Below are 21709 nucleotides of genomic sequence, written 5' to 3' on the forward strand. Positions count from 1 at the left end.
GGAGGGACGGTGGGCGATCGTGAGATCTCGTGGAGGGGAGAGATCTCGCGGTCGCCCATCTCGTCAGCCGGTGGAGCGGAGCAGGTCGAGGACGGCCTGTTCGACGGGCCCTTGTGTGGCCAGTTCGCCCTCCGCGGTGTCCACGCCGAGTTTGCCGAGGGCGGGCGCGATGGTCCGGCCATCCTCGTACAGGTCGATGATGCGGGGGTCGATGTAGGAGGCCCGCGCCACGGCCGGGGTGTTGCCGAGGTAGGCGGCGACCTCTTTGACGACGCGGACGACGGCGCGCTTGCGTGCGTTGTCGTTGCGCTTCTGGGCGTTGTCGTTGTGCTCGCTCGTGGTGGAGCCGTCGCCGGCGCGGACGGAAACGGCGAGCCCGACCGCCGCGAGGACGGTTGCGTGCCAGGTGCGGAAGTCCTTGGCGGTGAAGTCGCCGCCGGTGACCTCCCTGACGAAGTCGTTGATGTCGGTGGTGGTGACGTCGTGCCAGCCGTCGCGGGTGCGGTGGGCGAGTAGTTCGGGGGAGTCGTCGCGGCGGCGCTTGAGGCCGCTCACGACCTTGCAGACGTCTTCCTCCGCGACCGACTGGTACCGCTCCTTCGATCCCTTCGCCGGGTATTCGAAGGCCACTTCGTTGCGCCGGCAGGTGACGTGCTCGCGCAGGACGGTGGCGAGCCCGAATGTGCCGTTCTCCGCCGCGTACGCTTCCCCGCCGATCCGGAAGAACCCGAGGTCGATGAGGCGGACGGCGGCGGCGAGCACCCGTTCCCGTCCGTAGCCGCCCCCGGACAGATGTTCGGCGAGGGTGTCGCGGACCTTGGGCAGTCGGTCGGCCAGTTCTAGGACGTGCTCGTATTTCTCTTGGTCGCGCTGTTCCCGCCATGCCTCGTGGTAGAGGTACTGACGCCGTCCGGCCGCGTCCGTGCCGATCGCCTGAATGTGGCCGTCGGGGTCGGGGCAGATCCACACGTCCTTCCATGCGGGTGGGATGACCAGCGACCTGATCCGATCCCTCTCGGACGGGTCGTCCAGGGGACGGCCGTCGAGACCGAGGTACACGAAGCCCTTGCCATGCTTTCGCCGCCCGAAGCCGGGTTCGGCGGGGTCGCTTCGTTGCAGGGCCATAGGTCCGTCCATCAGCCCGGATGGATCTCTCCGCCGGCGGGCACCAGCGTCTGCCCGGTGTAGTACGACGACTGGCGGTTGGACGCGAAGAACACGTAGGACGGCGCGATCTCGTCGGGGTCGGCGGCGCGTCCCATCGGCGCCTGCTGCCCGAAGCTCTCCACGCGGCCTTCCTCGAGCGTTGCGGGGATCAGCGGCGTCCAGACCGGGCCGGGGGCGACGCAGTTGACGCGGATCTCGCGGTCCATGAGGTTCTGGGCGAGGGACTCCATCAGCGTCATCGCGGCCGCCTTGCTGGCGGAGTAGTCGATGAGCGTCTTGTTGCCGCGCAACCCGTTGATGGAACCGGTGATGATGATGGACGATCCCGGTCCCATGTGGTCGAGGGCCTGCTGGACGGTCCAGAACAGCGCGAAGACGTTCACGTCGAACGTCCGGCGGAGTTGCGCGCCGTCGATCTCGCGGACGTCCTTCACCGGCGCCTGCGTGCCGTGGTGCAGGACGAGCAGGTCGAGCCCGCCGAGGTCGCGGACGGTGTGCTCGACGACCTCGCGGCAGTGCCGTTCCTCGGCCAGGTCGCCGCCGAACGTGAAGCAGCGTCGTCCGGCCGCCTCGACCAGGTGCGCGGTGTGCCGGGCGTCGGCGTCCTCTTCCAGGTACGTGATCGCGACGTCGGCGCCCTCCTTGGCGAACGCGACGGCGGTGGCGCGCCCGATGCCGGAGTCGCCGCCGGTGATGAGGGCGCGGCGCCCGTCCAGCAGGCCGCTCCCGGTGTAGTCGCGCATCTCGTCGCGGGGTTCGGGTGACATGTCCCCGGTGCGGCCGGGGTATGGCTGGCTCTGTGCCGGTCGCTCGCTCATGGCTCCGTCCCCTGTGGGGGGACGGCCCCCCACGCTCCCCGGTTCGCCTTGCTCATCGCTCTGTCCCCCGTGGGGGGACGATCCCCCGCGTCCCCCGGTTCGCTTGTCCATGGGGCGGGTGCCCGGGGCGGCGTGGAGCAAACGTTCCCCCTATTGTGACTATTGAGTAACATCGCGCTCCGCGATCCGCCGGGGTGTGAGCAGAGCGCGCGGTGACCTCTGGGTAACATCACCCCCGAACCACATTCGGTCCCTGACGTAAGGTGCTGCTTATGGACCTGAACGGAGTTTCCGCCGTCGTATCCGGTGGGGCGAGCGGCCTCGGTGAGGCCACCGTCCGCGCGCTGGCCGCCGACGGCGCCAAGGTGGTCATCGCCGACCTGAACGAGGACAAGGGCAAGGCCCTCGCCGACGAGGTCGGCGGTGTCTTCGTCAAGACGGACGTGTCGAACGAGGAGCAGGTGCGGGCCGCCGTCCAGGCGGCCGTCGACACCGGCGCCCCGCTGCGCGTCATCGTCAACAGCGCCGGCATCGGCTGGGCGTCGCGGACCGTGAACCGCGACGGCACCCCGCACGACCTCGGCCAGTACGAGACCGTGATCCGGGTCAACCTGATCGGCACCTTCAACCTGATGCGGATCGGTGCCGCCGCCATCTCCAAGACCGAGCCCGCCGACGCCGACGGCGCCCGCGGCGTCGTGATCAACACCGCGTCCATCGCGGGCATCGAGGGCCAGACCGGGCAGATCGCCTACTCCGCGTCCAAGGGCGGCATCATCGGCATGACGCTGCCGGCGGCGCGCGACCTCGCCGCGATCGGCGTCCGGGTCAACACCATCTGCCCGGGCATCATCGACACCCCGATCTACGGCGAGGGCGAGGCCGCGGACGAGTTCAAGGCCAAGCTCGCCGCGCCCGTCCCGTTCCCGAAGCGGATGGGCAAGGCGTCGGAGTTCGCGCACCTCGTCAAGTCCCTGGTCGAGAACGACTACATGAACGGCGAGACCATCCGCTTCGACGGCGGTATCCGCTTCCAGCCGAAGTGAGGCCCGAATGACCGACGCTGTTCTGACCGAAGAGGACGGCGCCGTCCTCGTCATCACCATCAACCGTCCCGAAGCCCGCAACGCGGTCAACGGCGAGGTGGCGCGGGGCATCGCGGCGGCCGTCGACGAACTCGACTCCCGCAAGGACCTGTCCATCGGCATCCTCACCGGCGCGGGCGGGACGTTCTGCGCCGGCATGGACCTGAAGGGCTTCCTGACGGGCGACAACCCGACCGTCGAGGGACGCGGGTTCGCCGGCATCACCGAGCGTCCGGCGGCCAAGCCGCTGATCGCCGCCGTCGAGGGCTACGCGCTCGCCGGCGGCTGCGAGGTCGCGCTGTCCTGCGACATGGTCGTGGCGGCGAAGGACGCCCTGTTCGGGCTCCCCGAGCCGAAGCGCGGCCTGGTCGCGGCGGGCGGCGGACTGCTGCGGCTGCCGCAGCGCATCCCGTTCCACATCGCGATGGAGATCGCCCTCACCGGCGACAAGTATCCGGCGGAGCGGATGGCCGAACTCGGGTTCGTCAACCGGCTCGCCGAGCCGGGCGGCGCGCTCGCGGCGGCCAAGGAGCTGGCCATGAAGGTCGCCGAGAACGCCCCGCTGGCGCTCGCGGCGACCAAGAAGATCATCGTCGAGTCCGCGGACTGGCCGTCCGACGAGGCGTGGAAGAAGCAGCAGGACATCGTGCTGCCGGTCTTCACCTCCAAGGACGCCCAGGAGGGCCCGGCGGCGTTCGCCGAGAAGCGCAAGCCGAACTGGAAGGGCGAGTAACCCCGGCCGCCGGTTCCCTCTGGTCCCGACACTGGCCCCGCCGCGGGCCGGGACCACGGGCCCGACCACGTAAGACGCCCGGAACCGACCGGTTCCGGGCGTCTTGGCGTATGTGACGCAAGTGCCTGATGCGTCACATACGCCCGTCACGCTGTCCCCGGCGGGGCGGGTGTCGCGCTCTGCCCGGCAGGCGCGCTGTGCACTGCCCCGCCGTGCCGGTCCGCTGTGTTGGTCCTGCTGCTGCCGGTCAGGCCAGGACGGGGAAGTTGCTGCGGAAGACGCCGTGCGGGTCGCGGCCGCGCTTCAGGTCGCGGAGCCTGGCGAGGGTACCGGGCGTGAACGCGTTCGCGGCGCGCTCGCCCGGGGCGAGCAAGGTGAACGGCTTGCGGCCGGTCGTGTACGGGACGAGGGCGTTCGCGATCTCGTGCTGGCGGTCGCGCACGGCCGCCCCGCCGTCCTCGCCGGGGACGCCGAACATGTAGAGGGCGAAGGGCTCGTCCAGTTGCCCGGCGGGCGTACCGGACGGACGGGCCAGGGCGCCGCCGAGGTGCCGCAACTGGACGCTGAGCAGCGGGTCGATGGGGCGTTCCAGCAGCGTCGCGGCCACGTCGTCCGCCAGTTCCGTCAGCAGTTCCGCGCGGGACCGCCCGGGGCCCGGGTCGGTCGGCTCGGCGGTGATCGACCCCAGGTCGGCGACCGGCAGCGGGGCGCGCGAGTCCGAGATCCGTCCGGGGACCTTGTCGAGCGGGCGGAGGAGCGTCTCCGCGTCCGCGCCGTCGCCGAGGAAGGCGCTGTCGACCGCCGCCAGCGGAGCCGCGCCCGGGAACTTCAGCAGCTCGTACCAGGCGGTCAGCTCGTCCGGTGCCGTCCCGGTGACCTCCCGGTAGGCGTCCAGGACGGCGGGTGCCTGCTCGGCGGGCCACAGCATCCGGCCGCCATGCAGCCGCGGCGCCGGATGCAGGGCGAACTCGATCGCGGTGACGATCGCGAAGTCGCCGCCCCCGCCGCGCAGCGCCCAGAACAGGTCCGGGTCGGTCTCGGACGTCACCCGGGAGCGGGCCCCGGCCGCGTCCACGACGTCGAACGCGCGGACGCTCCCGGCCGCCCATCCGTGCTTGCGGCCGAACCAGCTCAGCCCGCCGCCGAGGGTGTAGCCGGTGACGGTGACCACGGGACTGCTGCCCGCGAGACCGGTGAGGCCATGCGGGCTCGCCGCCGCCAGGACGCGCCCCCACCCGACGCCCGCGCCGGCCCGGGCGATCCGCTCGTCCGGGCGGATCTCCAGCTCGTCCAGGCGGGCGGTGCGGAGCAGGATCACCTCGCCGAGGTCGCCGGCGGCGCCGTGGCCGCTCGGCTGCGTCGCGATGGTCAGCCCGGCGAGGCGGGCGTGCCGGACGAGGGCGGCCACGTCGTCGGCGTCGGCGGCCTCGACCACGGCCCGGACGGGCTGGTCCACAGCCAGGTTCCAGGCGCGCCGCGCGTCGTCGAATCCGCGGTCGCCCGCCGCGAGCACCCGGCCCCGGACCACGCCGCGCAGTTCGTCCCCGATGTTCATGACTTCTCCTCTTCGTCGCCCTGTTCGTCGTCCTGGGTCGACTGTGCTCCCCGGCGGCTGGGATCGAGCTGGGATCGAGTTGAGGTGCCCGTAAGCTGGTAACTCGCGCGATTCGGGAGGGTGATGGCGGAGGGACCGGCGTTCCGGCTGTTCGGCCCCCTTGAGGTCGCGGACGGCTCGGGGCGCGCGCTCGACCTCGGCACGCGCAAGCAGCGCGCGCTGGTGGCGATGCTGGCGCTGGAACCCGGCCGGGTGGTGTCCCTGGACCGGCTGATCGACGAACTGTGGGCCGGTGAACCGCCCGCCCAGGCGACCCGGACACTGCAGGCCTACATCGCGCACCTCCGCAAAGTGCTGGAGCCCGGCCGGGCGCCGCGGACACCGCCGTCCGTCCTGCTCACCCGCGAGCCCGGCTACCAGCTCGCCGTCCCGCCGGGACGGATCGACCTGTGGCGATTCACCGCCTGGGCGGACGAGGGCCGCGAGGCTCTCGCCCGCGGCGTGTACGCGGAGGCCGTCGAGATCCTGGACCGGGCCCTCGACCTGTGGCGCGGTGATCCGCTGGGGGAGTTCGCCGACCAGGGGTTCGCCCGTCCCGCCGCCGCCCGCCTCACCGACCTGCGCGCGGCCGCCCTGGAGGACCGGTTCGACGCCCGGCTGGCCCTCGGCGAGGCCGCGTCCCTGGTCCCGGGTCTGGAGGCGCTCGTCGAGGACGGGCCTTACCGGGAACGCGCGTGGTCGCTGCTGGTCCTCGCGCTCTACCGGGCCGGACGTCAGGCCGACGCCCTGGCCGCACTGCGCCGCGTCAAGGCACGCCTGTCGGACGACCTCGGGCTTCGTCCGGGGCCTGAGCTTCGGGAGCTGGAGCGGGCGGTGTTCGACCAGGCGCCCGGCCTCCGCCTGCCCCCACGCGAACCGCCGCGTGAGCCGCCACGCGAGCGACCGCCGTCCTACGTGGCGGGCCCGGAACCGGACGGGGACGGCCTGGTCGCGCGGTCGGCGCAGATGGCGCTGGTCGAGCGGTGGCTCCGTGAGGCGCGGCGCGGGCAGGGCGGTGTCGTCCTGGTGACCGGGGAGGCCGGCATCGGCAAGACCCGGCTCGTCCGGGCCGCCGCCGACCTGGCCGCCGCCCGGGGGTTCCGTCTCGCGTGGGGACGGTGCGTGGACGGCACCGCGCCCGCGTTCTGGCCGTGGAGGCAGATCGTCCGTGAGGTGGGGGACGAGTCCGGGCTGCTCTCCGCGGAGACGCTCTCCCCCGGTCAGGACCCCGGTGCCGCCCTGTTCGCCTTGTTCGAACAGGTCGTGGACGTTCTGACGCGGGACGAGACACCGCTTGCGGTCGTTCTGGACGATCTCCACTGGGCGGACGTGTCGTCCCTGCGGCTGCTGTCCTTCGTGGCGGACGCGGCAGTCCGGAACCGGCTGCTGGTGTTCGTCACGTGCCGCCCCGAACCCGGCGATCATCCGGGCGTGCTCCGCGACACTCTGGCGGCGCTGGCGCGGTCGGCCGAACGCGTGGAGCTGAGCCCGTTCACCGCGGACGACGTGGCGTCCTACCTGCGCGTGAGGGGCGTCGCCGAAGAACCCGGGCTGGTGGAGGCCCTCCTGGACCGGACGGGCGGCAACCCCTTCTACCTCGGTGAGGTGCTGCGCCTGCGCGGCAGTGAGGGGACCGTGCCGAGCGGCGCGCGGAACGTGATCGAGCGCCGCGTCGCCCGGCTGCCGGAGGAGACGCGGGCCCTGCTGCGCGCCGCCGCGGTGGCCGGACGCGACGTCGGCATCGACCTGCTCGAAACGGTCACGGACACGGCACCGGAGCAGGTCATGACGGCGATGGAACCGGCCGTCGCGACCGGCCTGCTGGTCGAGCCGCCCGCCGGGGACGCGCCGGCGCCCGACTACCGGTTCGCGCACGCCCTCGTCCGCGAGGCGCTCTACGCCGGGCTGAGCCGGCTGGAACGGTCCCGGCTGCACCTGCGGGTGGGGGAGGCGCTGGAACCCGTCCTTCCCGAGGCGGAGTCGGCCACGCTCGCGCACCACTTCGCCCAGGCCGCGAAGCTGGGCGGCGGCGCGGACAAGGCGGACAAGGCGAGAAGGGCGAACAGGGCGGTCGAGCACGCGTCCCGCGCGGCCCGGCACGCGACCGGCCAGCTCGCGCACACCGAGGCCGTCGACCTGTGGGCTGTGGCGCTCTCCGTCCTCCCGCCCGGCCGGGACGCCGAACGGGCCAGGATCCTCACCGAACTCGGCCAGGCCCGCCGTACCGTCGGACGGCCGGAAGAGGCGCGCCGCGACTGGGAGGAAGCGATCCGGATCGCCCGCGCGATCGGCGACCGCGACGCCCTGATCCCCGCGGTCACCGCCATCGGCGGACCGTCCCTGTGGAACTGGCGCCCGTACGGCGTCGTCGACGCCGAGATGGTCGCGATCATCGAGGATCTGCTCGCCGGCCCGCTGCCCGACGCCGACCGGGCGGCGCTGCTCGGCGCCCTCGCCCTCGAACTCCACTACGGGCCGCGCGGCGCCGAGGGCGAACGCCGCGCCGCCGAGGCCGTCGAGATCGCCAGGAAGGCCGGGGACGTCCCGCTCCTTGCCCGGACGCTGAACAACTACCTGCTCGCGGCGTTCCGTCCCGGCCGCAACACCGAGCGGCGCGCAGCGGCGGAGGAACTGGCGAACCTGCCCGGCCTCCCGGTCAGCGGCGAGGTGATGGCGCGCGTCTTCCTGATGTCCTGCCTGCTGCGCGACGGCGACGTGCCCGGCTGGGACCGCGAGCTGGCCCGCTGCGAGACCCTCCTCGGCGCGGCGCCCCGTCCCGAGCTGGAGTCGATGGTCCGTGTCGCGCAGACCGCCCGCAGCACCCTGGACGGCCGGTGGGACGAGGCAGAAGGACTGCTCGCCCATGACATGCAGTTCGGCTCGACCCTCTGGGGCAGCCGGTTCCGCCGACTGGTGACCACGTTCACGTGCCGCCGCGCTCAAGGCCGCGTCCCCGAAATACTGGACGAGCTGGTGGCCGCCGCAGGGGAAACCCATCTCGTGCCGCTGCGCCCGGTCGCCGTCCTGGCGGCCGTCGAAGCGGACCGTCCCGAACTGGCCCACGAGCTGATCGGCCGCTGGGGAACCGGCGTCCCCGACGACTGGGTCGCCGACTTCCTCATCCCCGTCTGGGGCCTGGTCGCCGCGCGCCTGGGCACCCCCGACCCCGGTGACCTGTATCGACGTCTCCTCCCGTACGCGGACCAGTTCGTCGTCGCCGGCATGGGGACCGCCTGCTGGGGATCCACCCACCTCGTCCTCGCCGAACTGGCGCAGCGCACGGGTGACGACGACGCGGCCCGTGATCACACCCGCGCGGCCCACAAAACGCACGCTGCTCACCATGTGCACGAACAGCACTGATTCGGCTACTGGGCGTCGCGGGACGCCGCGAAACGGTCCATCCGGTGGCTGTACGACGAGGCGGGACGGCGCCGGGGCCGCGGCCTGAAGAAGCTCGGGCACCGCGACGTGTACGCGACGAGCTGCCCGGGGGACGAGCTGTACGCCTGGGTACGGGCCGGGATGCCCGCCGACCTGGACGACACGCCCGACTACGTCTCCGTCTCGATGGACACCGAGCAGGCCCTCCCGCCGAACACCTGGGTGACGATCGACTGGGGCCGGGAGCACTCCGACCGCGAGCATCACCACCGGGACGCCGGCGGACCGTCCTTCGTCGAAGGCCCCGCCCGCTACGCCTTCACGGCCAACGTCCGGATCGACGGTCTGGCCCCCGGCACCGGGTTGCGGGCCCGCGCGATCGAGCACCCCGACTCCGGCGGCGACGTCGCGGGCGGCCCCATCGCCTGGCCCACCTGACTCGATGTCGCCCAACGGTTGTTTCGTGACGCTGGGCGGGCAAGGTCGGAGCGTAGTCAGTCCCAGCGGCTGGAGCGCTGGCGTTTTATGGCGGAGCGGCGTTTCTTGTTCTCCAGGCGGCGTTCGTTGATGCCGCGGGGGACTTTCTTGGGGACGCGCTTCTTCGGGGGCGGGGCCGTGGCCTCGGCCAGGAGGGTGGCCAGGCGGGTGCGGGCGGCGTCGCGGTTGCGGAGTTGGGAGCGGTACTCCTCGGCGCGGACGGTGAGGACGCCGCGGACGAGGCGGCCGGCCAGGCGGTCCAGGGCGCGGGCCTTCAGGGTGTCGGGGAGGGACGGGGAGTTCGCGACGTCGAAGGAGAGTTCGGCGGCGGTGGCGCTGGTGTTGACGTGCTGCCCGCCCGGCCCCGAGGAACGGGAGAAACGCCAGCTGAGCTCGGACTCCGGGATGGAGACCGAGCCGCGGACATGGATCTCGTCGGCCATGTCCCCATTGTCGCAGGGGAGTCTGATCTTGTCGTCCGGGTAAGGCCCGGTCGATAACGACTGCAAGTACTTACTTACAATGGTCGGCATGGCTGATGGAGTGTTCCAGGACGGCGACCTCATCCGCGTCATCACGCAGGAGGGCGCGCTCATGGCGGCGGGTGGGGCCGCGTCGCTGCTGCAGACCGCCCATCCCAAGGTTGCGCAGGGCGTCTACGACCACAGTTACACGGCGGACGATCCGGTGCGCCGGCTGCGGAACACGATGGGGTGGCTCTACACGGTGCAGTTCGGTACGCGGGAGGAGGCCGAGACCCTCAGCGCGCTGGTCACGAAGGGCCATGAGTCCATCACCGGACCCGGCTACGAGGCGAATGATCCGGAGTTGCAGGTGTGGGTCGCCTCCACGCTGTTCGCGGTGGCCGCGCAGTTCTACCAGCTGCTCTTCCGGCGGACGTTCGACGAGGCGGAGCTTGAGGAGTTCTACCAGCAGAGCAAGACCTACGCGACGATCCTGGGGTGCCCGGAGGAGCGGATGCCGGGGAACTACCGGCAGTTCCGCGAGTACTACGCGGACATGCTCCGGACCTTGAAGATCAGCGATGCGTCGCGGGCGGTGGCGGACCAGGTGCTGGACGGGAAGAAGCTGCCGGGCGGCGCGTTGAACGTGCCCGGGATGATGGCGGTCCGGTTGCTCACGGCGGGGCTGATGCCGGCGCCGATCCGCGAGCAGTACGGGTGGAAGTGGGACGCCGCGCGGGAGCGGCGGTTCCGGCTCCTGGTCGATGTGCTGTCGGTCGTGTATCCGCGGCTGCCGCCGCGGGTCCGGACGCTCCCCCGGGGCGTCTACCTGCGTTCGACGCGGAAGATGCTGGCCAAGGTGGGGCGGCGGCCGGCGATCTCGGTCAGGTCGGGCCGAGCGGGGCGGGCGCGGCCGCGTGGCCCACAGGGAAGCCACGCGGCCGCTCTCCCTTGCTCGGTCCCTCCCCGCCCGGCCCGGCCGGGAGGGACCTTCTGGCCCGGTTCCGCCGCCCGTCCGCCCGCTCCCCCCAGAGCCTGGCCGGACGGCGCCCGGGTCAGACCGTGGCGCCGGCGATGATCTCGTCGGCGGTCTTCTTTGCGGAATCGATCGGGATCGCGAAGCCGACACCGATGTTGCCGTTGCCCTCCCCGGCGGTGGCGATGGCGGTGTTCACGCCGATCACGTGGCCGGAGGCGTTGACGAGGGCGCCGCCGGAGTTGCCGGGGTTGATGGCCGCATCGGTCTGGATCGCGTTCTCGATGACGGTCTGCTCTTGCCGGGTCAGCCGGTCCTGCAGGCCCGGCGGGAGTTGCCGGTCGTCCTGCCCCTCCTGGACTTCGCGGCCCAGTGCGCTGACGATGCCCGAGGTCACCGAGCCGTCCAGACCGAGCGGGCTGCCGACCGCCAGCACCATGTCGCCGACGGCGAGGTCGCCGCTGTCGCCGAGGGTGGCGGGCTTGAGGCCCGATACCCCCCGCGCCTTGATCACGGCGATGTCGTCGCCGGCGTCGGAACCGAGGACCTGCGCGGGTGCGGTCCGGCCGTCGCTGAACTTCACCGACACCTGCCGGGCGCCCTTCACGACGTGCGCGTTCGTGAGGATCACGCCGTCCGAGCGCAGGATGACGCCGGAACCGCCGCTGGTGCCCGCCGCCGTCTCCGCCTGGATCGACACCACGCTCGGCTGGACGGCGGCTGCGACCTGCGCGGCCGTGCCGCTGCCGGACGCTGCTCCCGATACGGCCGTCGGGCTCGCGTAGACGGTGCTCTGGTGCGTCAGCGCCATCGTGATGCCCGCGCCCGCGCCGCCCGCCCCCAGGGCCAGCGCGGTGGCGGCACCGATCGCCGCGATCTTCTGCCGTGTCGTGCCGAGCAGGCCCGGACGCGGGGCCCGCGGCGGGACGTTCCCCGGTCCCCGCCACGGCGGCTGTTCCCAGTGCGGAGTGAAGCCCGGTCTTCCGGGCTCCCATGGCCGCTCCCGCGGCTGGTCGGCGTTCATACGGATCCCCCTGTCGTTACCTCACCATCGAGAGTGCGCCCCGGGGCTGCAGCCCGCCTGGATCCAACCTGAAAGTGTGCTGAACGCCGACATGTCACGAGAACCGCGGCCGGGGGGCGTGCGGCGTTGCGCCCTCCCGGCCGCGGACGACGGCGAGCCCGGTGCCGGTAACCACGGTGCCGGTAACCACGGTGCCGGTGACCACGGTGCCGATAACGGCGCGGGCCGCCGAAGCTGGCCAGGGCGCGGACTCCCGCTCCCCGTCGAGACCGGGGCGCGCCCTGTGGATGTCACCTAAGCGCACATACCTGGAAGTTGCCTGAACGCCACCTTCGGTCTTCGTCCACCCGTCGGTGTTCGTCCGCCGTCAGTCTTCGTCCAAGGGCAGGACGACCCTGAACGTGGCGCCCTCGTCCGGTGTGGAGTCGACCTCCACCAAGCCCTCGTGGGCCGCCACCAGCGCCGCGACGATGGCGAGGCCGAGCCCCGCGCCGCCGCCCTCCCGCGACCGGGCCTCGTCCGCCCGGTAGAAACGCTCGAAGACCCGTTCCGACTGCTCCGGTGAGAGACCGGGGCCCTGGTCGACGACCTCGACGTTCGCCGCGGGGGCGTCGCGCAGCGTCCCCGGCGTGAGGCGCACCTCGACCGGCGTGCCCTCCGGGGTGTGCACGATCGCGTTGGTCAGCAGGTTCCCGAGCACCTGGCGCAGCCGCGGCTCGTCCCCCAGCACCTGGTAGGCCAGGCCTCCCTCGACCGAAAGGTCGATCCTCCGTTCGGGTGCGAGAACTCTCGCCTCCTGGACAGAGTCGGCGGCGACGGCGAGCAGGTCCGCCGGACGCCGCTCGATCGGACGCTGCCGGTCCAGCCGGGCGAGCAGCAGCAGGTCCTCCACGAGCAGGCCCATCCGGGACGCGGTCTCCTCGATCCGGCCTATCAGCCGGTCGAGTTCCTCAGGGCTGCGGGCCGCGCCCTGCCGGTAGAACTCGGCGAAGCCGCGGATCGCGGTCAGCGGGGTGCGCAGCTCGTGGCTGGCGTCGGCGATGAACCGCCGCATCCGCTCCTCCGAGCGCAGCGCGGTCCGCTCCGACCGCCGCGCCGCCGTCTCCGACTCGGCACGGGCCCGGAAAGCCGTCTCGATCTGCGCGAGCATCGCGTTCAGCGACCGGCCGAGCCGTCCCATCTCGGTGCGCGGATCGGCCTGCGGGACGCGGCGGGACAGGTCTCCCGCGGCGATCGCGCCCGCGGTCTCCTCGACGGCGGCGAGCGGCCGCAGGCTCGCGCGGACGACCCACACGCCGAGACCGACGAGGCCGGCCAGCACCACCAGGCCCACGATCGCGTCGATCGCCATCAGCCGGCGGACGGTCCTGTCGACCTCGTCCAGGCTGAACGCCAGCACGAGGATCGCCCCGTCGCTGCCCGGTATCGGCTCGGCCAGGATCCGCCACGAGGACGTCGAACCGCCGGTCCCGGAGACGGTGAACGGCCGGTCGATCCACCCGGACAGGTCCTCCGGGAGACGCGGATGACCGGGATCGCTCCACGCCGGGTTCTGTCCGACCGTGCGGCCGTCGTTGACGCGGATCTGCCCGTAGATCTCGCTCGGGAGCCGGACGGTGAACCGGGTCTGCCCGCGCTCCAGATGCGGGAGGACCTGGTCGATCGTCCGCCCGACGGAGCCGCGCAGCTGGTCGTCGGCCCGCCCGACCAGGTACTGCCGCAGCACCGACGCGCCCGCCGCGGCCATCACCGTCATCCCGAGAGTGGCGAGGACGAGCATCCCGGCGACGAGCTTGACGCGCAGCGACGTCCGCCCCCACAGATGGGACAGGCCGCGCCGCGGCCACCCGGCCGCCTTCCCGCCGGGGACGTTCGGCGGCTCAGGCGGCGCCGCGGATGAAAGAGCGCCGGCGGCGGACGCCGGAACCTGGGAGGCCATCAGCCCGGTCTCGCCGGCTCACGCAGGACGTACCCCACACCGCGCAGCGTGTGGATGAGGCGCGGTTCGGCGTTGTCGACCTTGCGGCGCAGCGCCGACACGTACGACTCGACGATTCCCGCGTCGCCGCGGAAGTCGTAGTTCCACACGTGGTCGAGGATCTGCGCCTTCGACACGACCCGTCCCGCGTTGGCCATGAAGTAGCGCAGCAGCTTGAACTCCGTCGGCGACAGCTGGATCGCTCGTCCGCCCCGCCACACCTCGTGGCTGTCCTCGTCGAGTTCGACGTCGGCGAACACCATGCGCGGCGTCGGCTCGGCCAGCCCGCCGCGGAACCGCCGCAGGACCGCCCGGATGCGGGCGATGACCTCCTCCAGGCTGAACGGCTTGGTGACATAGTCGTCACCGCCGATCGTCAGCCCCTTGATCCGGTCCTGCACGGCGTCCCGCGCGGTCAGGAAAAGCACCGGGGTGTGGTCGCCGCCGGACCGCAGCCGCCGCGCCACGTCGAACCCGTCGATGTCGGGCAGCATCACGTCGAGCACTATGAGGTCCGGGCGGTGCCGCCGCGCCGACTGGACGGCGTCGGCCCCGTTGGTGGCGGTGACCACGTCGAACCCGGTGAAGCGCAGGCTGCCGGCGAGCAGTTCCAGAATATTCGGTTCGTCCTCGACGACGAGCAGCGTCGCCTCCGCCGCCTTGCCGCCGTTCGCGGTTCGATCAACCAATGGCACAGTCCCCCTCCACAATCACCGCAGAGGTTCCCATCTGAACCTGAACGTCCCCTGAATGCGCGCAGAGGATCCGTTGAGTGCCGTCTACGTCATTGTGCCTGGTGGGGAGCCCCGGCTCTCCCGAGAGGGAAGAGGCCCGCCGTGCGCCCGTGCGCTGCGCCTCGCCTACCGGTCGAGGTCCCGGATGGCTCGCATGGCCTCGCGGCGCGCATCGCCGGACAGGACATCGATGTAGACGCCGCCATCCAGATGTCCGCACTCGTGCTGGAGGCAGCGGGCGAAGTAACCGGTGCCCTCGACGCGGACGGGTTCGCCTTTCACGTCCACACCCTCGACGACGGCACGCGCGTGGCGGGGCGTCTCGAAACGCATGCGGGGGACGGACAGGCAGCCTTCCGGCTCGACCAGCATCTCCCCGTCGGCGGCCACGAGCCTCGGGTTGACGACGTGCCCGATGTGGCGCCGGCCCCTGTCGTCGTTGACGTCGTACACGAAGACCCGCAGGCCGACGCCCACCTGGTTGGCGGCGACCCCGGCGCCGTCCTCCTCGTACATCGTGACGAACATGTCGTCGACGAGGCGTTCCAGGGAGGCGTCGAACGTCCGGACGGGATCGCATCCGGTGCGCAGGACCGGGTCTCCGAGGAGCCGGATCGGGCGGGCGGTTCCGCGGCGCGTGTGGGTCCTCTTGCTCACCCCAAGATCTTATAAAGGGGGCCGGCTCAACGGCGAGACGGTGCGGGCGAGGCGGTGCGCCCGGCCGGGTGGGCCGGGCGCACCGCGGAAACCGCCTGACGTTTCCGGAGCCGGGTGGGCTACAGCTCGATGGGGCCGCGTGGCTGCTGCGGCGGGACGGCGGGCCCGCCGGACTGCGCGGGACCACCGGACTCCGCGGGGCCGGACTGCGAGGGGCCGGACTGTGACGGGCCGGACTGGGTGGGGCCGGACTGGGTGGGGCCGCCGGGCTGCGCGGGGGAGCCCGGTTCCTCGGCCGGGCGTGCGGGCTTGGGCTCCGGCCGGGCCGGCGGCGCGGGGGCGTCGGCGGCCGGGGTCGCCGGCTCGGGCTTCTTCATGGAAGGCGTGCCCTGCGGTGCGCCGGGCGCCGCTGCGGGCTTGGGCGCGGCCGCCGCCGGCTTCGCGCCGGGCCCGGACTGCGGCCCGGACTGCGATGAAGGCTGGGCGGGGGAGGGCTGGGCGGGCCCGGCCTGGGACGGGGCGGGCTGCGGCTGCTTGCGGGGCGCGCTCTGCCGGACGGCGTCCTCGACCATCTTCTCCAGCGGACCCGCCTCGTTCTCGGCGGTCAGCAGCCGGTGCAACGTCTCGCTGATCTCGGTGAGGCGCTGCAGGGCCTGGGTGTGGTTCTTGGTGAGCGAGGTCAGCCGCTGCGTCGCGCCCTCGTTGATCACGCTGGCGCGGCGCTCCGACGCGGTGAGGGTGCGCTCGGCCTCCAGCCGCGCGCTGCTCACCGTCTGCTCGGCCTCCTGCTTGGCGGCCGACAGGACGCTCTCGGACTCCTTCTTGGCGGAGGCGAGCACGTTCTCGGCCTTCTCCTGCGCCTGAGCGAGGTTCTTGTCGGCGTGCGAGCGGGCGTCGTCGATGATCCGCTTGGACTCTTGCTCGGCGTCCTCGCGGATCTCCGCGCCCTTGGCCTCGGCCTGGGAGACCTTGTCCTGGGCCTCGTCCTCGGCGAGGTTGATGATCTGCCGGAGCCGGTCGCTCAGGTCGTCGCCGGTGGGCTTGCGCGCCTCCCGGAGTTCGGCCATCTCGCGGCGGAGGCGTTCGCCGTCGTCCTGGGCGCGGGCGAGACGCGCCTCCAGTTCGCGGTGCTTCTGCTGGGCGCTCTGCTGGGCGCGGGCGATGTAATCGTCGACCTGGCGGCGGTTGTAGCCGCGCATGACGATCTCGAAGGACTCTTCTTGGAGGAGGTTCGGCAGGATTTCGGCTTCGTTGCTCATGATGCCTTGGGGGTCGTTGGCGGGGGTCATCACCCCGTCAGGGTCGGTTGCGATAACATCCTCACCCGCCGGTGAGCGGGCCCACATGTGGAAACGTCAGGACGACTCTTGTCCGGTCCACCCCATTCGCGCAACCGGAACGCGCTTCTCGCTGCCGTTTCTTCACCTGGGTAGGCCCGACAAGCTACCTAATCTGCGGATATTTCGCGCGATAGGGGGCCCGTGTCGGGGGATCGTTTTCCGGGGCCGCCCGCCCCGCGCACCCCCGCAAGGCCCGTCCGATGCCCGCCCGGAGCCGGTGCGGAGTCCGCCGGGGGCCCCCTCCGGGGTGGGGCGGGACGCCTCCTAGCATCGGCCGCATGAGCTACCTGGGATCATTGGGTGAGGACCGGCCGAAGATCGACCCCGAGGCGTGGGTCGCGCCGGGCGCGGTCGTCGTCGGGCGGGTGACGCTGGGCCGCGCGTCCAGCGTCTGGTACGGCTCCGTGCTGCGCGGTGACGACGAGGAGGTCGTCGTCGGCGACGAATGCAACATCCAGGACCTCTGCTGCATGCACTCCGACGCCGGGCTGCCCGCCGTCCTGGAGGACCGGGTCAGCCTCGGCCACAAGGCGATGGTGCACGGCGCGCACGTCGAGACCGGCTCGCTCATCGGGATCGGCGCGATCGTGCTGAACGGCGCCCGGATCGGCTCCGGGACGCTGATCGCGGCGGGCGCGCTGGTGCCGCCCGGCAAGAAGATCCCGTCCGGCGTCCTCGTCGCCGGCACCCCGGGCAAGATCGTCCGGGAGCTGACCGACGATGACCGGCTCGTCCTGGAGCACACCCCTCAGGCGTACATGACCAAGGCCCGGCGGCACCGCACCGCCGAATGGCAGTGACCCTCCGGTGACCGTCAAGCCCGGAATGATATTTCGCTGACCTGCGATTATGTGGCGAATGGGCCGGTGAGGGGCACCCCGACCGGCTTCTCCTGACTACCATGACGATCGTGGTGTGGGGACCGGGCTATGGCAGTGCTCCGCCGCCCAGCCCCCAGATGGGGCAGGATCCGTTCGCGGAGGCAGAGCGGGACACGAGGGCGATGGTGGCCGCCGCATGGTGGCCGTCGACGCCTCCTCAGCAGCGCCATCACGCGATCGGCGGGCGCATGCTCGTCCTGCCCGATGGCACGTGGTGGCTGTTCGGGGCGTGGGCGCGCTGGTACCGGCTGCACCCGTCCGACGGGCAGTGGTACCTGTGCCCGCCGCCCCGCACGCCCGCGGTCCGGATGGCGGCCAGGCCCGCGCAGCAGGCGCCGGGGCAGGCGCCCAACCTGCCGCCGCACGTCATCCCGGCCGGCCCCGACTTCTCCTACGACCCGCCGGCGGGGCTGCCGTTCGTCGGGCACGGGTTCGCGACCGACGTGACCTCGCGGGTCCGGTCGACGGTCGAGTCCGCCGCGGCGCTGCCCGCGCCGGAGTACCCGCACTGGTGGCCCGAGTTCTCCAGCGCGACGCCGTCGACCGTGGTCGTCGCGTGGGGCGTGATGCTGTGGTGCGCGTCGGCGCCCGCGTTCGACGCGCGGCTGGACCCGCAGATGCTCGACCTCTGGAAGCCGTACCGCGCCAGGCCGCTCCCGGACGTGGACGGCCCGCGCTGGCTCACCCCGCCCGCCCTGGAGACCCTGGCCGGGCTCTACGCGGAACGCCTGCGGTCGAGCCGGGTGGACGCCGCGGTCGTCATCCTGCGGACGATGTGGGCCGTCGCCAGCGCGCTGCGCGAAGACGTCCGGTACCAGATCCGGGCTGACGCGCTGCTCGCCATCCTCGGCCCCACGCTCGCCAACCCGACGGTCGACTACGGGGCTCTGCCGTACGGGGACCAGGCGATCGTCCAGCAGTGGCTTACCCGCTGCCCGGCGAACCTGGTTCCCTCGCTGAGGAACGAGAGTTCGCCGGGGGACAACTTCCGCCACGCCTTCTACACGCTCAGCGAACTGATAGCCGACCTCGCAGGCGACCCCGCCGACCCGGCCTACGTCGAGCCTCGCCTGGTGGCCGCCGCGTTGCTCGCCGCCGATCTGGACGTCGTCCGCAAGGACATGGTGGGAACCATCGTCCCCTGGCTGGACCCGGAGATCCGTTACACGGTGCAGGCGGTGTCGGACCAGAAGGGCCACCCGCTGCGCCGGCTGTGGCCACAGGACATGCGCCTCCCGGAGCCGTTGCGGTCCGCGGCCGGATCCGGCCCGGGCGCGGAGTCGCTGCTGGCCGCGATGTACGAGGTCGACCTGGCCTGGTGCCGGCTCGGCGGGATGCCCGCACGCCCCCGCGGCTTCCCCGTCCCCACCGCGATCATCGCCGGGATCATCGGCCGCAACCGCGCCCGCGCGACGGCCGTCACCGCCGCCCCCACGCCGCCGCCCAACCCGGCGCCCTCGCAGCCGTCCCCGTTCGGCATGCAGAGCCAGCCCGGACTCGCCCCGGGCACGCCTCCGCAGCCGCAGGGGAAGCCGTCCGAGCCCGACCGTCCGTTCGTCCAGCCGCCCGCTCAGCAGGGTTGGGAGAACGCGTCCGGTCCGGCAGGGCCGGCGCACGACCAGCCGCCCGCGCAGAGTCCCGGCCAGGGGCAGCAGGCCGCGTTCGCCGCTCCCGAGCCGCCGGTGGGGGGCGCGTCGCCCGCCGAGGAGGACCGGGACGAGAGGAACGTCGCGCCTCCCTACACCGAACTCGGGTTCCAGCGTCCTGGCGCGGCACAGCCTGCGCCGATGCAGAGTCCCGCGCCGATGCAGAGCCCCGCCCCCATGCAAAGCCCTGCGCAGAGCCCTGCCCCCATGCAGAGCCCGGGAGCGATGCAGAACCCTGCGCCGATGCAGAGCGCCCCTCCGTCACCGCAGGTCCCCAACCAGGGCCAGGTGCCCTATGCGGCACAGGAACAGGCCACGCCTCCCCCTCCTGCCGCGCCGGAGCAGCAGCCGACCCCCGCTCCGCAGCTCGGCGGCTTCTCCCCTCCCGAGGAGGAGAGGCAGGACGAGAACTTCGTGCCGCCGTACACGCATCTCGGCTACCAGCCCGCGGGCGCCGCTCCTCCGCAGCAGGGACCGCCGCAGAGCCCCGTCCCGCAAGGACCGCCGAGCCCCGTCCAGCCTCCAGAGGCGCAGCAAGCACACCAGCAGGCACCTCAGCAGGCGCAGCGACAGGCACAACAGCAGCAGCCGCCGGCGCCCGCCGCGTTCGACCCGTATTCCACGCGAGTGGAGGACCAGGCGGGGGCCCCGCAGGTCGCGTCCGGCCCGCCCGTGCAGCAGCCCCAGCCGCAGCCGCCCGGCGGCCAGGGGCCGCCCGGCACGCGCGTTCTGGGGCCCGGCGACCTCGACGACGACCCGGCCGCACCGCCGCCGCCCGTCCCCGGAGGCGGACCGGGCACGAAGGTGATGTCCAAGACGATGGTCGGCGATTTCGACTTCCTGGACGACACGCCATCGCCGGAGCAGCCCGTCCACGAGATTCCGCCTCCGCAGGATCGCAGTGAGCGCCGTGTCCTGGAGCGGTTCGGCTTCGGCTTCGTGTACGGGGACCACGATGCGAGCCCGTTCCTGGCGGACCTGCGCACGCAGGCACAGGAGTGGAACGAGCCCGCGGGGCAGGACGTCGAGCGGACCAGGGTGGACGGCGCACCGAGCTCCATCAAGTCGGGCCTGCCGGGCGTGCTGCTGGTCGGCGGCCCGCACTCGGGGCAGCGCCGGCTGGCCCGGATGATCGCGCTGACGCTGGCGAACGCCGGCCTCGGCGACGGGTCGATCCGCGCGCACGACGCCGAGGACGTGCGGGACGCGCCCGCCGACCGGATCGGGCAGATCCTCGCCCAGCCGGGCCCGGTGATCCTGTTCGAGCGGCTGGACGCGGCGATCGACGGCGCGCCCGACCCGGCGGCGGTCGTCGGCGCGGTCCGCCGGGCCCGCCGCGACCCGGTGAACACGACGCCCGTGATCGCCACCTGCGAGCCGCACGCCTACAAGCGCCTCCTGCAGGAGCATCCGAAGCTCGTCCAGGCGTTCCGCGTGCACCGGCTGCCCGACTTCAGCGACCTCGACAACCGGCTGACGCTGCTGCACCTGCTGGCCGACGAGCGGCGCGTCACCATCGGCGCGTCGGCGCTGGAGGTCGTCCGGGAGGATCTGAACCGGCTCCGGGGACCGGGCGACCTGGTGAACGCGCGCCTGGTCGAGGCGTACCTGGACCAGGCGGCCCAGCGGAACATGGAGCGGGCGGGGGCGTCGCACGACCGGCTCGTGCTGACCCCGGACGACCTCGCGGGCGTCGCGGAGGGCATCGAGCCGGCGCTGCGCCCGCCCGGCGACATCGGCGGCTACCTGCGGCAGCTCGACCAGCTCACCGGGCTGGACGACGTCAAGGCGGCCGTGCACGAGCTGGCCGACGAGGCGGGGCTCGCGGCGGACCGGGCCCGGTACGGGGTGGGCGGCGGCGACACCCGCCATCTGATCTTCGTGGGGCCGCCCGGCACCGGGAAGACGACCGTGGCGGGCCTCGTCGGCGGCATCTACGCGGCGCTCGGGCTGCTGAGCTCCGGGCATGTGGTGGCCTGCCGTCCCGTCCACCTCGCGGGACGCGACCGGCTCGACACCGAGCGCCGGGTCGCGGGCATGGTCGACCAGGCGCTCGGCGGGGTGCTGCTCGTCCAGGAGGCGTACCGGCTCGACCGGAGCCCCGCCGTGGTGGACGAGCTGCTGCGCCGCATGAACCAGGACGGCGTGCGGCTCATGGTGGTGTGCTCCAGCCCGGCGGCCGAGATGGAGGGGTTCCTCGCGGGCAACCCCGCGTTCCGCGCCGAGTTCGGCCGTGTCCTAGAGTTCACCGGGATGGGCGACCGCGACATGGTCCGGCTCTTCCAGGGCTACGCCGAGCGTGACCTGTACATGCTGGACGAGGAACTGCGCGTCGAGTTGCTGAGCCGGTTCGAGCGGCTGCGCGACGACCCGCAGTTCGCCTACGCCCGGACCGTCCGGGCGCTGTTCGAGCAGACGGTGGCGCGGCAGGCGGCCCGGCTCGCGGGCGCCGACGTCAACGCCGCGACCGTGGCCCGGCTGACGGCCCGTGACCTGCCCGAGACGCCGCTGGAGCAGATGCTCGGCGACTTCCGTCCGGGAAGCTGAACCACCCCGCCGGACGCCCGCCGGACGCCCGCCGGACGTTTCGCGAACCGGACACAGGTATCAGATGGGCGTCACGCGGGAAGGCTAAGGGCAGTTGCCGAGGGTTTGGGGTCATCCTCCGGAGTGAGCGATGGTCGCCCGGATCTGAGATCCGCCAGATCGGACGGGAACGATCACGGGGGGACTGTGGGGGTCCCCCGGATT

The 21709-nt window shown here is 72.6% G+C and carries 16 protein-coding genes; 7 read left to right on the forward strand and 9 right to left on the reverse strand.

Annotation, left to right across the window (positions count from 1 at the left end; all coding sequences use genetic code 11):
- Positions 1-63: 63 nt before the first annotated feature.
- Complete coding sequence (locus ACTWPP_RS29895; protein ID WP_443107707.1) at positions 64-1125, reverse strand: DNA topoisomerase IB; 1062 nt, start codon at positions 1123-1125, stop codon at positions 64-66.
- Positions 1126-1136: 11 nt separating this feature from the next.
- On the reverse strand, positions 1137-1985 hold the full coding sequence (locus ACTWPP_RS29900; protein WP_443107708.1) for an SDR family oxidoreductase: 849 nt from the start codon (positions 1983-1985) through the stop codon (positions 1137-1139).
- Positions 1986-2257: 272 nt separating this feature from the next.
- Between ACTWPP_RS29900 and ACTWPP_RS29905 the strand changes: the two genes are divergently transcribed.
- A complete protein-coding gene (locus ACTWPP_RS29905) occupies positions 2258-3031 on the forward strand; it encodes an SDR family oxidoreductase (protein WP_443107709.1) in 774 nt (257 codons plus the stop codon).
- 7 nt (positions 3032-3038) lie between these two features.
- Entirely contained in the window at positions 3039-3803 is a 765-nt protein-coding gene (locus ACTWPP_RS29910) for a crotonase/enoyl-CoA hydratase family protein (protein WP_443107710.1), read from the forward strand.
- Positions 3804-4050: 247 nt separating this feature from the next.
- Here ACTWPP_RS29910 and ACTWPP_RS29915 read toward each other — a convergent pair whose 3' ends face one another.
- Positions 4051-5358, reverse strand: a complete 1308-nt coding sequence (locus ACTWPP_RS29915; RefSeq protein ID WP_443107711.1) for an FAD-binding oxidoreductase — start codon at positions 5356-5358, stop codon at positions 4051-4053.
- Positions 5359-5481: 123 nt separating this feature from the next.
- Between ACTWPP_RS29915 and ACTWPP_RS29920 the strand changes: the two genes are divergently transcribed.
- Together ACTWPP_RS29920 and ACTWPP_RS29925 are read left to right on the forward strand one after the other, a co-directional pair.
- Positions 5482-8760 (forward strand): BTAD domain-containing putative transcriptional regulator, encoded by a 3279-nt coding sequence (locus ACTWPP_RS29920; RefSeq protein WP_443107712.1) that lies wholly within the window; start codon positions 5482-5484, stop codon positions 8758-8760.
- Positions 8761-8868: 108 nt separating this feature from the next.
- The gene (locus ACTWPP_RS29925; protein WP_443107713.1) at positions 8869-9219 is read left to right on the forward strand and encodes a hypothetical protein; all 351 of its coding nucleotides are present in this window, start codon (positions 8869-8871) and stop codon (positions 9217-9219) included.
- A 56-nt stretch (positions 9220-9275) separates the two neighbouring features.
- On the opposite strand, the gene arfB is transcribed toward ACTWPP_RS29925, so the two are convergent.
- Positions 9276-9701 carry an alternative ribosome rescue aminoacyl-tRNA hydrolase ArfB gene (gene arfB, locus ACTWPP_RS29930; protein ID WP_443107714.1) on the reverse strand — a complete coding sequence of 142 codons (426 nt, stop codon included), beginning with the start codon at positions 9699-9701 and terminating at the stop codon, positions 9276-9278.
- Positions 9702-9789: 88 nt separating this feature from the next.
- On the opposite strand from arfB, the gene ACTWPP_RS29935 reads away from it, so the two are divergent.
- The gene (locus ACTWPP_RS29935; RefSeq protein WP_443107715.1) at positions 9790-10800 is read left to right on the forward strand and encodes an oxygenase MpaB family protein; all 1011 of its coding nucleotides are present in this window, start codon (positions 9790-9792) and stop codon (positions 10798-10800) included.
- On the opposite strand, the gene ACTWPP_RS29940 is transcribed toward ACTWPP_RS29935, so the two are convergent.
- The 5 genes from ACTWPP_RS29940 to ACTWPP_RS29960 form a co-directional block, all read right to left on the reverse strand.
- A complete protein-coding gene (locus ACTWPP_RS29940; RefSeq protein WP_443107716.1) occupies positions 10778-11722 on the reverse strand; it encodes a S1C family serine protease in 945 nt (314 codons plus the stop codon). The two genes, ACTWPP_RS29935 and ACTWPP_RS29940, sit on opposite strands and share 23 nt — an antisense overlap.
- 367 nt (positions 11723-12089) lie before the next feature.
- Complete coding sequence (locus tag ACTWPP_RS29945) at positions 12090-13661, reverse strand: sensor histidine kinase (protein ID WP_443107717.1); 1572 nt, start codon at positions 13659-13661, stop codon at positions 12090-12092.
- The gene (locus ACTWPP_RS29950; protein WP_443107719.1) at positions 13661-14389 is read right to left on the reverse strand and encodes a response regulator transcription factor; all 729 of its coding nucleotides are present in this window, start codon (positions 14387-14389) and stop codon (positions 13661-13663) included. Before ACTWPP_RS29950 ends, ACTWPP_RS29945 begins: the two co-directional genes overlap by 1 nt.
- Positions 14390-14560: 171 nt before the next feature.
- Positions 14561-15091, reverse strand: coding sequence for a peptide deformylase (gene def / locus ACTWPP_RS29955; protein ID WP_443107720.1), 531 nt, complete (start codon positions 15089-15091; stop codon positions 14561-14563).
- A 119-nt stretch (positions 15092-15210) separates the two neighbouring features.
- Positions 15211-16350 (reverse strand): hypothetical protein, encoded by a 1140-nt coding sequence (locus ACTWPP_RS29960; RefSeq protein WP_443107721.1) that lies wholly within the window; start codon positions 16348-16350, stop codon positions 15211-15213.
- A 359-nt stretch (positions 16351-16709) separates the two neighbouring features.
- Here ACTWPP_RS29960 and ACTWPP_RS29965 point away from each other — a divergent pair, with 359 nt between their 5' ends.
- Positions 16710-17231, forward strand: coding sequence for a gamma carbonic anhydrase family protein (locus tag ACTWPP_RS29965; RefSeq protein WP_443107722.1), 522 nt, complete (start codon positions 16710-16712; stop codon positions 17229-17231).
- Positions 17232-17332: 101 nt separating this feature from the next.
- Positions 17333-21505, forward strand: coding sequence for an AAA family ATPase (locus ACTWPP_RS29970; protein ID WP_443107723.1), 4173 nt, complete (start codon positions 17333-17335; stop codon positions 21503-21505).
- Positions 21506-21709: the final 204 nt, after the last annotated feature.

It is taken from the genome of Actinomadura sp. 3N407, from assembly GCF_052245875.1.
Lineage (GTDB): Bacteria > Actinomycetota > Actinomycetes > Streptosporangiales > Streptosporangiaceae > Spirillospora.